At 30.4% G+C, this 14,848-nt stretch carries 13 protein-coding genes, 1 tRNA gene and 2 pseudogenes; 4 read left to right on the top strand and 12 right to left on the bottom strand.

Annotated elements, in window-relative coordinates:
- Positions 1–141: 141 nt before the first annotated feature.
- Both RUH95_RS04720 and RUH95_RS04715 read right to left on the bottom strand, forming a co-directional pair.
- Positions 142–771 (bottom strand): hypothetical protein, encoded by a 630-nt coding sequence (locus RUH95_RS04720; RefSeq protein ID WP_313891682.1) that lies wholly within the window; start codon positions 769–771, stop codon positions 142–144.
- A 210-nt stretch (positions 772–981) separates the two neighbouring features.
- Positions 982–1,764: an alpha/beta fold hydrolase gene (locus RUH95_RS04715; RefSeq protein WP_313891681.1), complete on the bottom strand. Its 783-nt coding sequence runs from the start codon at positions 1,762–1,764 to the stop codon at positions 982–984.
- Positions 1,765–1,947: 183 nt separating this feature from the next.
- Between RUH95_RS04715 and RUH95_RS04710 the strand changes: the two genes are divergently transcribed.
- A complete protein-coding gene (locus RUH95_RS04710; protein WP_313891680.1) occupies positions 1,948–2,172 on the top strand; it encodes a hypothetical protein in 225 nt (74 codons plus the stop codon).
- 24 nt (positions 2,173–2,196) lie between these two features.
- Positions 2,197–2,277 (top strand): annotated as a pseudogene (locus RUH95_RS21510) (YjcZ family sporulation protein); the annotation flags it as partial.
- A gap of 277 nt (positions 2,278–2,554) precedes the next feature.
- Here RUH95_RS21510 and RUH95_RS04705 read toward each other — a convergent pair.
- From RUH95_RS04705 to RUH95_RS04690, 4 genes are all read right to left on the bottom strand, one after another.
- Positions 2,555–2,628: transfer RNA gene (locus tag RUH95_RS04705), tRNA-Arg, on the bottom strand.
- 461 nt (positions 2,629–3,089) lie between these two features.
- Positions 3,090–3,590, bottom strand: a complete 501-nt coding sequence (locus tag RUH95_RS04700) for a hypothetical protein (protein WP_313891679.1) — start codon at positions 3,588–3,590, stop codon at positions 3,090–3,092.
- A 126-nt stretch (positions 3,591–3,716) separates the two neighbouring features.
- Positions 3,717–4,658 carry a hypothetical protein gene (locus RUH95_RS04695; RefSeq protein WP_313891678.1) on the bottom strand — a complete coding sequence of 314 codons (942 nt, stop codon included), beginning with the start codon at positions 4,656–4,658 and terminating at the stop codon, positions 3,717–3,719.
- 74 nt (positions 4,659–4,732) lie between these two features.
- On the bottom strand, positions 4,733–6,367 hold the full coding sequence (locus tag RUH95_RS04690; protein ID WP_313891677.1) for a hypothetical protein: 1,635 nt from the start codon (positions 6,365–6,367) through the stop codon (positions 4,733–4,735).
- Between the two features lie 241 nt (positions 6,368–6,608).
- Between RUH95_RS04690 and RUH95_RS04685 the strand changes: the two genes are divergently transcribed.
- Both RUH95_RS04685 and RUH95_RS04680 read left to right on the top strand, forming a co-directional pair.
- Positions 6,609–6,902 carry an NUMOD4 domain-containing protein gene (locus tag RUH95_RS04685; RefSeq protein ID WP_313891676.1) on the top strand — a complete coding sequence of 98 codons (294 nt, stop codon included), beginning with the start codon at positions 6,609–6,611 and terminating at the stop codon, positions 6,900–6,902.
- A 19-nt stretch (positions 6,903–6,921) separates the two neighbouring features.
- Positions 6,922–7,164, top strand: coding sequence for a hypothetical protein (locus RUH95_RS04680; RefSeq protein WP_313891675.1), 243 nt, complete (start codon positions 6,922–6,924; stop codon positions 7,162–7,164).
- Positions 7,165–7,301: 137 nt separating this feature from the next.
- Here RUH95_RS04680 and RUH95_RS21505 read toward each other — a convergent pair.
- The 6 genes and pseudogenes from RUH95_RS21505 to RUH95_RS04655 form a co-directional block, all read right to left on the bottom strand.
- A pseudogene (locus RUH95_RS21505) lies at positions 7,302–7,415 on the bottom strand (hypothetical protein); the annotation flags it as partial.
- A 600-nt stretch (positions 7,416–8,015) separates the two neighbouring features.
- Positions 8,016–8,708: a hypothetical protein gene (locus RUH95_RS04675; RefSeq protein ID WP_313891674.1), complete on the bottom strand. Its 693-nt coding sequence runs from the start codon at positions 8,706–8,708 to the stop codon at positions 8,016–8,018.
- Positions 8,709–9,185: 477 nt separating this feature from the next.
- Entirely contained in the window at positions 9,186–9,809 is a 624-nt protein-coding gene (locus RUH95_RS04670; protein WP_313891673.1) for a recombinase family protein, read from the bottom strand.
- Between the two features lie 276 nt (positions 9,810–10,085).
- The gene (locus RUH95_RS04665) at positions 10,086–10,886 is read right to left on the bottom strand and encodes a hypothetical protein (protein WP_313891672.1); all 801 of its coding nucleotides are present in this window, start codon (positions 10,884–10,886) and stop codon (positions 10,086–10,088) included.
- A 1,489-nt stretch (positions 10,887–12,375) separates the two neighbouring features.
- Entirely contained in the window at positions 12,376–13,062 is a 687-nt protein-coding gene (locus RUH95_RS04660) for a hypothetical protein (protein WP_313891671.1), read from the bottom strand.
- A gap of 232 nt (positions 13,063–13,294) precedes the next feature.
- A complete protein-coding gene (locus RUH95_RS04655) occupies positions 13,295–14,419 on the bottom strand; it encodes an HNH endonuclease (RefSeq protein WP_313891670.1) in 1,125 nt (374 codons plus the stop codon).
- Between the last annotated feature and the right edge of the window lie 429 nt (positions 14,420–14,848).

Raw genomic sequence — 14,848 nt, 5'->3', positions numbered from 1 at the left:
ACAAATTGTTGTTGAAACATGTACCTATCCTATTAAGAAAAAAAAAACCTACAAGTACAAACGTTCCTTTCTTTCCTGTTAAAATATACAAATAAAAAAAACACCTCCGATAGAGAGTGCTTTTTCGTTATTTGTTTTAATTTAATTGTTAAAAGCATCTGGATACACGACAGTATCCAATACTTCCCCTGAGACTTCATCCTTAATAGTTACAGTAACTTTGTAAGTATCCGGATTGCTCCCGTTAAATAGCTGATAATACATACCTTGTAGACCGAAGCCAAGCGCAGCGAATCCATCCATACTATTTTCAAATTTCGCTTTTTCTACAACCATTGTAAATTCAGAGAAATCCTTATTATAAGAAACATCCTTAATAGATGCAAAGTCTCCACTTGTTTTAGCCTCATCTATACTTTCTAGTACGCTCGCCTTCATTTCTTCCATCATTTCTTTATGTTTTGCTTTTGACATTTTATAAGTGAGTGAGCCATCTGCATTTTTTATAACTTCATCCACGCCATCTTTTTTGGCTTCTGAGATAGTTGCATCTACATCTTGCCCCTCAAACATGGAAGCTGGTAAAGTGAGTTCGACATTTAGCAAGCCCTTATCTACTTCAATTTTTTCCTCTTTTGTTTCACTTTCTTCTTTTTCCACATTCTCTTGCGGTTTGTTAGTTTCTTGATTACTTTCAGCTTCCTCTTTCCCACAAGCCACAGTTACTATACCCAACAACATTATAAATACTACTAATAAAACCTTTTTCAACTTGATTCCCTCCAAAATGATTTCATTTATATGAAAATACTACCACATTGGACAAGACATGCCAATTACGATTTTGGATTTGTCCGCTTAGTTTTGTTATGACTTCCATTATCATCTACCTTATTATTTTGCTCTGCTTTCGTTTAATGATGATTTTTTACCGTATGGAAGAACATAAAAGGTAAGAACAGTTACGAGAATAGATACATATCAGCCAATAAACTGTGCTAGCAGTTGGTTAAACTTATCACGCTCTTCTAAGAAAGGAGCATGACCGCTGTATTGGAATGGAACAAGCTGTGAATTTTTTATTAGCCGGTTTGTTTCTTGTGCTTTATTAAACGGAACAACTTTATCATGTATACCGTGAATAATTAGTGTTGGAACTTGTATTTTCCCTAGATCATTGTATACATTCTCATCTCGCAATGACATCATAACCGCAGCTGTTGACCAACCAGCTGCTTGTAATCCTAACTGAAAAAACCAGTCAGATAACGGAGGAGTAATGTATTGAAAGAAAAAAACATCCGTTAATCCCCTCAACATTTTAGGACGATCATTTAATGTTTCTGTAATGAATGTATTCGCTACTTCTTCCGAAACACTAGACGGAGATGCAGCATCTATTAAGATAAGTTTTGAAACACCATAACCTTGATATCGAGCCATATATCGAATCGAGATAGCCCCTCCCGTAGAGTGACCAGCTAGTGTGAAATTTTTTAATTGCAATGTACTTATTACTGCATGAACGTCATCTGCCAATCTATCAAAATTGTACCCACTGATTGGTTTATCAGAATTACCATAACCCCTCCAGTCAATGGCTATGCAACGATATCCCATTGCTGGAAGTACATTAAACTGATATTCAAACTGATTATGATTTAAAGGCCAACCATGTATAAATAGTATTGTTTCCTTTCCCAGTGGGTTTATATCCTCTACATATATCTTTACTCCATTCTCTACTGTAACAAAGTATCCCATCCAAACCCCTTCCATTATTCAAAGTGTTATCCATAATAAGATACTCTTCTATGGAAACATGGGTGAATACTATCCATTATTTGCTTTGCTGTTTTTTGTAGTGTACTCGTTTTTCTTTCTCTTAATGCAGACAGGCACTTGATAAATACATAGTTAATATAATGTTTTGAAGGAGGGATCACTATGCAGTGGTATCAAAAAATTGCACATTTAATTGGTCAACCTGTTGGAATTTCATTAACAAATGGTCAAGGCACCTCAGGAATTTTGTGCGGTACTTCTAATGGAAAACTACTAGTAATTGAATACTTATACCAAGCACAATTCGCTTTAAAACAATATGACTTTTATTTGATCCAGGACATTAATGGGTTTCCACCTTGCCAGAACCAACAACCACTATATTAAAGAAAGCGTCCCTCTTTTGTAGAGGGATTTGCTTTACTTATTGTTCTGTTTATCCTTTTAATTATTATTGGCGCAACTTTCTTAAACCGTGGCAACAACTGTTAAGTAATTTTGTTGAATGTGATCTGAGATTATGACTGATATTTACAGAACATTTGAAGCAGGCTTATTAGAGCCTGTTTTTGTCATTTTACCACTCCACTTTTCCTGTTCTATCTTTAATGGCCCGTACAAAATTGTTCAAGTGGAGCTTTTTTGAAGCAGAAGTAAAGGGAAAAATGAAGTGCAAAAGAATTCCAAAAAAATAGAAAAAACGCCTAGAATGTTGATGCAACATTCTAAAGCGCTTAATCTTTTTTCTAAAACAAGGTATGGTATTCTACGTCCCAGGAGAGATTCGAACTCCCGACCGACGCCTTAGAAGGGCGTTGCTCTATCCAGCTGAGCTACTGAGACAAGTACTCCCCTAAAGGGATTATAGGTTATTCTTGATGAATTAGGGATTCGTTCATTTTACGTTTTTAGACCGAAACCACCTACATTCAGTATATTATCACTAAAACCGTTTTTTGGGAAGACACATTTAGATATTTGTTTTATTCTAAATAAACAGTGTTTTACTTTGGTTAATATGAATAAGGAAGAGTAATTATTGTCTAGTTCTATCTGCATTTAAAAAAGAGTCCCACAAATGTCTGACCCTTTTCAGACTCTTCCACATTTCTTAATGAATGAATTGAATGATTTCTTCTTTTGTCACACCAACAAAATACTTTGGCATGTCAATCGAATCAAGTGCTTCTTCAATAGCTTTCCTGTTAACAGTTGTCCTACCTCCTCAATATCGCCTACGCCAAAGAAGGAGAGTCTAACCTTTACTAACTCAGTTCGAAATGTACCTTTCCCCTATTGTGTATTTAAGTGAGGGTTTTATTTTTATCAGATTTAACCCTCTTAAATAGACTAAAATCATCATTTATTATTAAAGAGTTAAAAATTGTATAATTAGAAACAATCAAAAACAAAATTACAGTGCCAAACTTCCAGTTTTCACCAAAAGAACTCGTAATTAAATTTTCTACTAGTAGAATTGGCTCTATCGTTATCAAAACTGTTATTAAACCTGAAATGTAAAAGAAAACCAAATGAGTATAGTGATATATCCTCATAAAAAATTCTTTATTAACTTTAAAAATCTTTATTAATATAAAGTAAGCCATGTATGTTAGTAATAAAGAAATTCCAGATGCTAATACTACAGCAAATATCAATCTATTTAATGTTGTTATTTCGAATCCAGACTTATTCATTATTTTTTCTGCTAATAGTAGAGTTAACGCATATACCAGAAAGAAAACTAGTGGCAACATTATTAGCCCTGCAAAAAACTTTGAAACTTTATTATTAAAATTATTCATTTGTAATCACTCTCTAAATATCATAAATTTTTATTATTAAAATTACTTCAATTTTATTATTAACTCCAAAAGGTATTATTCAATTCACATAATTGTAATCATTAAATATTACTTAAAATGCTTAACTCACACCAAGGAATACTTTCCATAAAACACATCATCAATACTTAGTAGTTTCCATTCTTCAGTTAAACCAATAGTACTTACTTTAGAAATCAGCGTTGCAAAAATAACATTATGAACTTCAAGTTTTAAATCTAAAACAACGCTTACATCAGGCAATGTCAAATCTAATACTAAAATACCTCCCCCATCTAAATCAATAAGTGTCATTTCTTTAAAGTTTTCTGTTTCAATATCTATCTCGGCAATATAGTAGTTACTCTGAAAAATTAAATTCTTTTTATTAGGAGATATTTGAACATCTATATTGTTCTTTTGTTTATTAATATTTCTTTGACGCAGTTTGAATTCATTAAAAGATAACTTATTGTTCGAAATAAGTTGCTCCACTATAATGTCTAAATCTGGATTTTCAACCTGTATAGTGTTCTTTATTCCATTTTTATAATAATTTAATGCTCTCATTGCTTCTACTTTTAGTACATTCATATTTAAACCTTTAAATTGTTTATTATAGTGCATACAAGAATTTCTCAATTTACGTATAGAATCAAAGAGGCTATATGTATTTTCTGAAATACCCCCTGTTTCTTTTAATATTTTCAATCTACCCTCTTGGTTGAGATTACGAGAATCAATTTTATTATTATCAGCTAAATACCTACTGAATTCCTCAGTAGCTATTCCAATTACCGCTATACAACTTGTATAATTTCCAAAACAATAAAGATTCTCAGCCTCTTTTAACAGTTCTAAGAACTTTTCATTACTAGAAAAGTATCCTACACTTTCTAACTCCCACCATCTATCAACAATATCATCGATATCATTTCTAATATTTTCAAGAATTATTTTTCCAAGATGCCCTTTATCCCTTTGAACATATAGATTAATATCTTCATTTTCTTTATCTGAATAGGTTTCTTTAATATAGTCTATATACAATATAATCCTCCTCTATATTTATTTTATTTAATATGAAACATTTTGGATTTATTTGACAATATAAATGGAAATTATTAGATGTCCCTTAAAACTTCATTATAAATTACATAGCTTAACTTTTTATTAACTTTATTTATTTCATTTGAATAAAAGTTAGGTCGAGCCGTCATTAATTTTGTTTCCACCGTATAGTCTCCTTCTTCTAATTCCCATGCTTTTATTAATTCAATAACATGCTCTTCCATCCATTCTTGCCTTGCAATTATTTTTGGTATATCTTCTAGTATTTTTCTATCTTTTAAAATAAGGTCTCGTGAATACATAGAAGGTTTAAAATACTTTATCTCATATATAATTATATTTTTATTTTTCTTATCTATAATTACTGCATCAAAGTCTCCTAAATCTTGATTTTGAGAATTAAAGATTCTTTTCTTAATACCATTTCCTACTATACTTTTTATATTTACATAAGGAACGTTTTTTTCTTGCATGGGTACAAAATAATCATCTCTTTTACTAAATTGAAAAGCAATACTCATACCCATTAAATAGGCTATGTCATTTTGCGCCTTTTGAAAGGTTCTAGTTGCTCTACTACCAAAAATTTCTTCAATAAAATGGTCTGTAGTAACTATATTTTCAAACATAGTAATGCTATTACTGGAGTCTAATATTCCAAATGCTAAGATATTTTCCAATTCAAAAATAAATTTATAATCTAAATATGTATCACTAAAATTATAAATAGCATTACTTTTAATTTTAGTTGGCTTATATGCTAGATATTCCAATATTCTCTCCAACGGTCCATCCCACCCCTCCAGTTGCTCCTTGAAAACAAAAACAACTTTCATTGAAACATCATCAGATAATGGAGCGATTTCAAATATTTGTTCATGTTTTTCTGCTATTTCCACAACCTTCTCCCTGAAAGCTAATAAATTTTCAAATGAGAATCCAATTAGTTTTTCTATTTCTTTACCTACTTTTCCTTTTATTTGGTGGATAGAAAACTCTCTTTTTTCTAGAAAGTGATTAATATGAACATCATCAAAGGTAATTTCCTCTGGTTTATTGAACTCTTCAGCTTCGTAATAGGAATGATAGTCCGATAATTCCTTGATCTCAATATCAGTTTTAATTAGTTGGGTTAAAGTAGGTGACCATTTGAAGGACTTTGAGTTATCTATGTTTCTACTTATTTTATCTATCTCTTCAGCATAAACAAATAAAGAAACAAAATCTGTCTCATCTGAAATAGCAGTATCTCCAAATTCTTCCTCATTAATAGAAGCAACTACATTAGTAATTACATGAGACACTATCCGAGTTCTTACTGACACCCAAGGATTTTTATCGAATATTTTCCATGTAGCAAATTCTCTTATAGCAACCATCATGAATAGGATATCTTCCTTTGCATAACTCCTTATAAGTTTTTTCATCAAAGCAATAAAGTGATTAATCATGCTTTCTGCTCCTGCTATAGGTTCGACAATATCTTCATTATAATGAATGTAAGGATTGTATATTCTTTGATGAATATTCTTAAAATATACATCTTCGAAGTAATCAATCTTACTGTATGAATACACTGAAATTCTTAAAATATCTTCTAAATAAAAATAAAAATAACAGTGGGGACATTCTTTATTAAATAATTCTTGTTTGAGATTTATAGTTTTATTACATTTAGGGCATATCATAAACTCATATCCTTTTTAACACTAATTTTACAGCTAAACATTGTTGGATTCCCTTGAAATATCCATTTACTCACCAAAACCCTCTTCTCTATATAAAAAAAATTAATTACTAATCTTTGCAAGGTAAATATATCAATTGTTTTAATTATACCTTCTAATTAGTATAATATGGTATTATAATTAACCAAATTTACTGATTACGATTAGAGAGAGTATTACATTAAAATTGGAGGCAAAGTAGATGGATAAACAAGAAGAGCGAAAAGTAATACAAGGATACGAGGGTCTTTATGAAATTACAAGTACTGGTAGAATTTTAACACTTAGAGAGAATAGAGCATTAGCAAGATGTAAAGATGAATATGGATTCCATATTGTTAGACTAAATAACAATGGTGAATCCATAAATCATAACGTTTATGATTTATGGAGAAAAGCATTCCCAGACTTGGATAATAGCGAATTTAGAGGCTCGCATAAAATAAAATATGGAACAGGTTGTAAGCTTCTAAATAAGAGTGGAATTCATTTTTAATTATAGGGAGGTGAAAGTAGTGAGACAACAATTTGTTAGAGAAGAAGTCTATAAGTCTGATAAAGAAGGAACTAGAACAATTTCTTTCGTAGTAAACATTTATCAAGATAAAGAAGATAAAGAAAAAATTTGGGTTGTTTCTAAAGAAATTTTGAAACCTACGGAAATAAACAATCATGAAAATTCAGTTAATTATCACCCCAAAATGTATCAGCGATTAAGAGAAGTTTTAATTAATGAAGGTCGATGGTCTGAGGATTAGCATTTTATTGAAAAGTTCCGTATAACAAAACTGGAGCAGTCATATTTCTACTGCTCCATCTCATTAACAATGATATAAATTCAAGTATATCTGAAATCTTTTCTCCAAATTGCATCCTGCATTCAATTCAGCTTATCTCAGGCTTTACATTTATTAAGGAAAATGAATCCTGGGGTAGGTGCTACTACTGCTTCTGTTGTTAAGAACAATGCAGCTACAGACGCAGCGTTTTGAAGAGCTGAACGAGTTACAAAGCCGTTCTTTCACAATTTATTAGAGAAATACCACTTCTCAATAAATTTTATATATTTATTTTATGAAGTACTTGTTGCATTTTGTGAAGTAGTATCCTCAAAAAGCTGAAATACCCCTCCTACTCTATTGTTATATTGTTCAATAGCTACACCCTACTTTTTGAGAAGTGGTTTTGATTTCTTTTCTTTTCTCTATGTCATATATTCCCTTTTGAACAACCATAATTCCAGTTTGATTTTTTCAATTTGAGTAGTCAAATATTTTTTCCTTCTATAGGAATCTCTTTATTTCCAATAAGGTATTGAAGATTCTATTCATTTTGCAATTGTAAGAAATCCGCACAAGATGATGCAGACCCCACTCTACTTGAATCCTTACTTTAAAACAAAAAAACCGCAATTACCGATGCTTCGGTAATCATGGCTTTTTACTACATAAATACCATTCAATCAAATGAATAGCACTATGCTGACCTTATAGTCTCAACGGTTTGTGCCGTTTTCAACTTATTTATTTTACAGTTTTCTTAACTTGGAAGTATTAAATATTTACGAACTTGGTTCAAAGACCTTACCAACACCATTTAAATGAATAATTTACAATTTCCCCCTAATACATGCTATCTTTTCTTCATTTTCTATCATTTTAATACTCTGGGTTTGTGATATTTCTTTAGATAATGCTATTATTTGTTCTTTTAAATATAACAAATTTTCAAAAGTTATTTTTCTTTTTAATTCAGTTTCTTTACTCGACTGCATAGGTTTTATATGAACTAAGCTATTTCTGACATTTAAAAAAGGCTTTATTTCTCCCCATGCCGAATGTGCAAGAAAAGACTTTCCAACAACAATTTCCATAAACCAATCCACTTTATCAGAAACTGCTAGCTTATTTAGAATAAGACTTGCCTTTTTTAAAGAAAAATCATAATTCAATACAACTTCAGAATATAAATAATGGTTAATAAAACCTTCGAAAATTGAAAAAATTTCAAACAAGAACATTTCTGGGTACTTTTCTACTAACTCCTTATTTAAATTCATATAATGTTCTATATCATTGAGTTTTGTATAATTGTCTTTAATAACAAAAATCATAGAATCATCATTAAATTCATCTTCGTCTTTCATCTTTTCTAAAATCTTTACAATAGTTGCGTCCTTATCTTTTTCAAATTCATCCTCTAATCCATGTTGTATTATCCATTGAGGTAAAAATGATAAAACAATCTCATTCATAAGTTCTTGAATTTCTTCTTCAGTATTTTTTACTGTTCCTATCCCCACATTATCACTCCCTATATTTATAATTTATGGTAATTGTAACGCATTTATATCGTTCTAAACAATCCCAAAATTCCGAAGTATCACTTTCAGAAATAAAAAACGATATAAACACGTAGTTTATATCGCCTAATCACCAAAGTACGTTTACGACAATACACTCTAAAGCGTGAATTCTTCCATCGTTTCGTCAATTTAGTAATCAGTGATTCCAATATACTTTAAATTTACAAGGTTGCTCTCGTATCGCTTCATTTGTCTTTTGCTGTGCCTGTAGTAGGTATCTCCAATTCTTCATTCGCCAACATCAAAATATTGGAAAATACCTCCCCCCATCAACAAATACATAATATACTAAAACTCCTTGACTATAAGACTTTAAACAATGTTGAAATATTGATAAAATCATTCTTTTATGAAAGTTTCTTCTATACAAAGATAATAGGAGCAGTCAATAATTAAATAACTGCTCCTGTAGGCTTATTTACTTTCGTATTCTTTGATAATTTTGTAGAAGCTGTTTTTCTTTAATTCCAATATTTCAGCAAACGCTACACCTGTAATAGCTTTATCCTTGTATGCTTGATAATTCGATTCTAGCGTTTCTTTTTGGTGCTTACTGATAGTTGATAAATTTAATTGAGGTCTACCTAAGTGTTTACCTTGTTTTTTCGCTTCAGCAATTCCCTCTGCCTGTCGTTTTAATAGCTTTTGTCGTTCCTGTTCTGCTACATATGAAAGTAATGATAGAAATTGGTCTTCCATTAGTTTTCCCATGTCGCCCATTGACTTAAATTTTCGACTATCGAAAAGAGTTGCATTTTCCAATACAATAATATCTGCATTTATTTTTCTTGTGATATGCTTCCACTCATTAATAATTTCATCATAATTACGTCCTAGTCTGTCCAATGCGTCGATATAGACTGTATCGCCTTCTCTTACTGTATTCTTCATTGCTTGATAGTTCGGTCTATTGAAGTCCTTTCCGCTTGCTTTATCAATATAAATAAATCTTTCTTCAATTCCTAATTCCTGCACCTTTGTTAGTTGTCGTTCTATGTTCTGCTCTTTTGTTGAAACTCGAATATAACCTAAGTTCATATTCATTAGCTCCCTTAATGTGATTGTATATTCATTATATCACATTAGTTTATAAAGATGTAATTTTATTTATAAACGTTTATTAAATATTTTCATATGGTTTATAAACGTTAATATAGACTTTAGTTTACAATGTATAAAGGTATACCTTTATAAACTTTATAATAGGAAATCTTTAAATAACTTAAAAATAAAAAGAACACCACTCACAATCAAGCGAGTGATGTCCTAACATTCTAATTAAAAGTACCGTTTATAAAGAATTTCCTCAGTCCCTTACCAAATTGAATCTAAATAATGTTCTTTGTTATAAACTAAGGTTGCTGAAGTATAAGTATCCTGATTAACTACTGAAACTATCATGGTATATGGTTCTCTTTTCCATACTGTAAATATAGACTCACCATCATCAGTGTAAATCAAATAATCTTTACCTAATTCACTTACTGCCTTCTTATGAAGATTATCGTGTATACCTATCATTTCATTCCATGTATAATACGATTCCTCTTCTGGTAAAAAGTCATACTCTATAGTAATCAGCTGCCCAAATAGAAAAATATATTTTAAGTGTACTTCATAACCAAATTTATTTGTTTCATATGTCAGTTCAGTTATATTACCTTCAACTATTTTATTCAATAGTTTAGCTGATTCAGATTTTTCAACTTGGCTAACACTCATATTAAAGGTTTCTTCCGAAATTGATAATGTTGTTCCTTGATTTTTTAATAAAGCTAACTTACTTTTTGATGGAGTTTCATACTTAATATTAGAATTCTTCTGAATAAAGCTTCCTCCACCTACTCCATATAGCCCACCTTGATTACTCTTATAACTATACACTCGAAACTCTTCACCCTTTTTAAGTGTCCGAACAGTAGTCAACGTTCCGTCACTTTCTAATTTAAATAGCGATGATTTTGAAAGCACGGTTATTTTCCCGACTTGTCCAAGTTTTAACTCTGTTTTCCCCCACATGACTTTTGTAGATGCATCTGCTCCTACCGTGTACACTGTGCTAAAAGTAAAAACTAACACCGAAATCAAAGCAACTTTAATAAATTTTGATAACATTTCATTTCCCCCTTTTTGTATTTACTAATATAGTACATTTTGGAAAACGATTAGTCTATAGATTTAGAATTAACATCAAAAAATCCCCATTTATCATCACACACTCGTAAACCCTTTCGTACGATTGCGAGATAACTAGCTATTTATAAGGACTTTTTAGCAGTTATCAATAATCAGAGAAAAAAATAGAAACTCTATTATTTCTCCCTATTTATAAGGATTTTCTAACTCTTTTCAGATGAATTAAAATTCTTATCGTAAAATAACAAGAACAAATTTTTATACCACTTTTACTCAAAAAATGTGTACTCCCAATGATTGGAGTACACATTTCTTTAAAATATCTTCTTAATTTTTATGAAATAAATCGATGTTCTTTCATCTGTAACACCCTCCCCTATGTGAATAAGGTAAGTACTTATTTTACAAATCCGAGGGAAGATAACCTACATAAACATCAAGTATTTCTTGTGAGACTTTAAGCTGAATAAATAAAGTTTCTTTTTGCTGTTCGAGAGACTTCATATGATTTTCATAATCGTCATCAGCTAACAATTCTTCATCAGAAAATGGAGTTTATACTCTTTTGATTATGAACCAATTCAATCAATTCCGGGGTTACATCCGTAACATGGTGTAACCTTCAAGTAGAATTGAGCAGTTTTCACTAAATAAGATTAATCAATTTTCCACAATAAAGTTTGAGCACTTACTTCGGGAAACAAAGTTTTTCGTAATTTGACATACATTAATTGATTTATATATTTTGGTTATCGTCTTTCTACTAGGAGGTTTCGATTGGATAGACTATTTATAAGGATTTAAAACGAAATCATCTATATAACACATATTTTCTATCCAAACGAAAGATAAGGCTTTTAGTTGCTGTCAACTCCCTTTTCTAAAAATTCATTTTTTATATCGATATCACTCTCGTGTTAACATCTTATTAATAATACTTTTGGGTTTATTTGCTTTATTAATTATTTATTAAAAATACCCTCAGATTGTCCGTTTATTATGGCTTTTGTTCCTACTCAACAAAATTTGATTTCACCACTCGATTATTAACAGGAACATTTATTAGTAACATCAATACATTATAGAATCACAAAAAAATGTAACAACTTGTTAAGCTGATACATTTTTATGAATACAAATAAATTTATCTGTTGTTAGAGTTAGTTGTAATGTAAGCTACAAGGTTATTCTATAAGTCTAGACTAACTTTATACAGTGTCTATTTTACGTGGAAAAGTTATTATTTGATTAAGCCATTCTTATTAGTAGTTAAACTTGTATTAAATTAACCCTTTTTCATGTATTCGAAAGAATGTTTTATTAAATTTATGAGCAATTCTTTATGCACTTTTATATCATTCTTTGAAAGTCTAATTCTATATGTTCTCCCCCTTTTATTATACTCCAAAAAATCTAGTCCAGACTCATCTATTATTGTATCAATTTCTTGTATTTGTTCTAATTTTGGTTAAAAAATTATATTCTGCTTTCGAGGCTTAAAAGTAACAAAATTATTAGCTATGCCATTTTGTTCTAAACCAATATAAAATTTATTGTATTTTAATCTTATATTATTATTAACATGTTCATGAATTAAAGTTAACATTTCATCTGCAAGTTCGACTGTTGCTGGAATAGCTTTTTCTTCCCAAAATTTTCGGTCTGTCGGAATTTGAAAGACTTCATCTTCCTCATAAGTTGGAAGAGCAGTTTCATCCAAGACTGTAATAAACTGAAGTCCAATTTTCCCCTCTATTTGTACCGCATTCATTTGAATTGCAATTATAGGAATGTTTCCATTAAAGAGACTTATTACATTTAAAAATCTGCTTGTTATATCTTCTGCTATAATTACCGCCACATGTTCAAATTGTGGTGACCTTTTTCTTTCAATATCCCAATACTCTATTGTTCTTATAATATGACTTTCATCTGTTTTTCCTAATTGCAATTCTACTTCATAACGTCTATTGTTATCATCCTGAAATAAAAAGTCTAGTCTACCTGCTCTTGGTTGTTTCCTCTCCATATCTTTTAATTCAATTTCCCCAAGCCCAAGCATGGAAGTATCATCTGCAATTTTTTGTTGTACCCATTTTTCATTTATTTGAGGATGCTCTTTTAAAGATATTTTCTTAAGTCTTATATATTCCAAACAATCGCCTACTTTCCCTTATTTTAAGCTAATTTCTGTCATGAGCAATTAATTCATTTTTTTATTATCAGTTCTCCATTTACTAATCTGGTAATTTCAACTTTTTTTCTGCAGCACTATATCTTCATCAGAGACCGCCTTCTCTCTTTATAGATGAACATGAAAAAATCTGCACTTTACTTGAATCTTATTTATCTATGTTCCTAAAGTAAATTATTCGCTGCACATATTACTAATTCATCCCTTTAATTATTTCCTTTAACTCTTTAATGGTTAAAACATTGTCTTTACGTCTATGAATCATTCTATGACAATTTGCACACAAGGGTACTAAGTCCATCTCTGGATTTATTACTACTCCTTTTTGAATAGTGCTTAGAGGTTGTATGTGATGGATTTCTATAAAGTCTTTTCCACGTTCTCCATACAACTGCTCAAAATTAAAGCCACATCCCTTACAATTCAGTCCATGTATCTCAATTGCCTTAGCCCTATTCTTAGGGTTACGCTCATAACGTTTACCATAATAAAATGTTGTAGCACCATCATTGTAATACTCGTCTTCTTCTGATTGCTCAGAATCTATATCAGCTAATGATGTCTTTAAGAACATACTATTAAATGATGCTTGATACTCTTTAAACAAATCCTCCAATACTTCATTGGAATCATTTTGCCATGGGTTTTCATTTGGTCTGTCTTGTTTATAGTGAACTATTTTAACATCTTCAATTTCTACTATAGGATTTATTTTATGTAACATTAATATACCTTGCTGTTTTGCAGTTGATAATAACTTCTTTGATATTTCACTCTCAACTTCTATTTTATTTACCACTATATTATTTTTAAGCAAATATACTAGATACTTAGGGGAAGCATTTTCGAGCTCTATTTTTGCAGTTATAATGTAATATTTCTTTTTTGTTCCCATCACATACTCTTGATTTTGTAGTCCTTTATTAAACAATTCAAAGTTGAATTCATAAATATTATTTTCTGATTTTTTATCATTCTCTATTTGCGTTATTGGAATCTCATACCCATAATTCTGCAATCTTTCTATTACAGTCAGTCTTTCCTCTTCATTAAACAAAGATACATATTCTTCTTTAAGAACTAAAGCCTCTACTGTTAGAGCCAACCCATCTATTCCAGCTTTCAAGTAAAGATTTGTAAATCCATCAGATGGTTTGCTGCTATTAATTAATTTCTTTGCAACATCTATTCCTTTTTCAGTATTAATCATTTGTAAGAATGCCGAAGCATTATAACCAATCTTTCTCCCATTTTTATATATGTTTAACATATCCATGTGAAATTTCTTCTCTAATTCTAGTTTACTCAATGATTGCATAATTCTAGCCCCCTTATATGGATAAAACTAGTTTATTTCTCGCAAAGTTGCAGCAATAACCAACTGTACTAGATTAACCTAATTTATATAAAAAGCGTAACAACTCTTTAAGGCTGATACACTACAATTCTAATCTTGTATGCACTTTACTAACAAATATAATTCTTATTTTGCCATTTTTGCTTCTACTTCAAAACTATAATCTTTGTAAATTGTATAAACAAACATCACCTACAGCAATAGCAGCTATTATTGCTCCCACTACCCACTGCTGATGCTACCTAATGATAATGAAAGTCCGCCAGTCACTAGAGCAGCTACAGCACCAACCACTGTAAATATTATTACTTTTTTATCCTTAGCTTGTTAGCCTCTTATTCTTTCAGTCTTTTACATAAAAGATTATAAGTATAGTTCTTTATATTTAAT

Source organism: Psychrobacillus sp. (assembly GCF_032154225.1).
Taxonomy (GTDB): Bacteria; Bacillota; Bacilli; order Bacillales_A; family Planococcaceae; genus Psychrobacillus.
This window is presented reverse-complemented; position numbering and strand designations above follow the sequence as displayed.

What these genes read in the sequence shown, in the direction of transcription:
- RUH95_RS04690 (WP_313891677.1), bottom strand. Translation starts at nt 6,367, where the DNA reads ATGATATGCCCTAAATGTAATAAAACTATAAATCTCAAACAAGAATTA.
- RUH95_RS04670 (WP_313891673.1), bottom strand. Translation starts at nt 9,809, where the DNA reads ATGAACTTAGGTTATATTCGAGTTTCAACAAAAGAGCAGAACATAGAA.
- RUH95_RS04700 (WP_313891679.1), bottom strand. Translation starts at nt 3,590, where the DNA reads ATGAATAATTTTAATAATAAAGTTTCAAAGTTTTTTGCAGGGCTAATA.
- RUH95_RS04715 (WP_313891681.1), bottom strand. Translation starts at nt 1,764, where the DNA reads ATGGGATACTTTGTTACAGTAGAGAATGGAGTAAAGATATATGTAGAG.
- RUH95_RS04665 (WP_313891672.1), bottom strand. Translation starts at nt 10,886, where the DNA reads ATGTTATCAAAATTTATTAAAGTTGCTTTGATTTCGGTGTTAGTTTTT.
- RUH95_RS04710 (WP_313891680.1), top strand. Translation starts at nt 1,948, where the DNA reads ATGCAGTGGTATCAAAAAATTGCACATTTAATTGGTCAACCTGTTGGA.
- RUH95_RS04685 (WP_313891676.1), top strand. Translation starts at nt 6,609, where the DNA reads ATGGATAAACAAGAAGAGCGAAAAGTAATACAAGGATACGAGGGTCTT.
- RUH95_RS04655 (WP_313891670.1), bottom strand. Translation starts at nt 14,419, where the DNA reads ATGCAATCATTGAGTAAACTAGAATTAGAGAAGAAATTTCACATGGAT.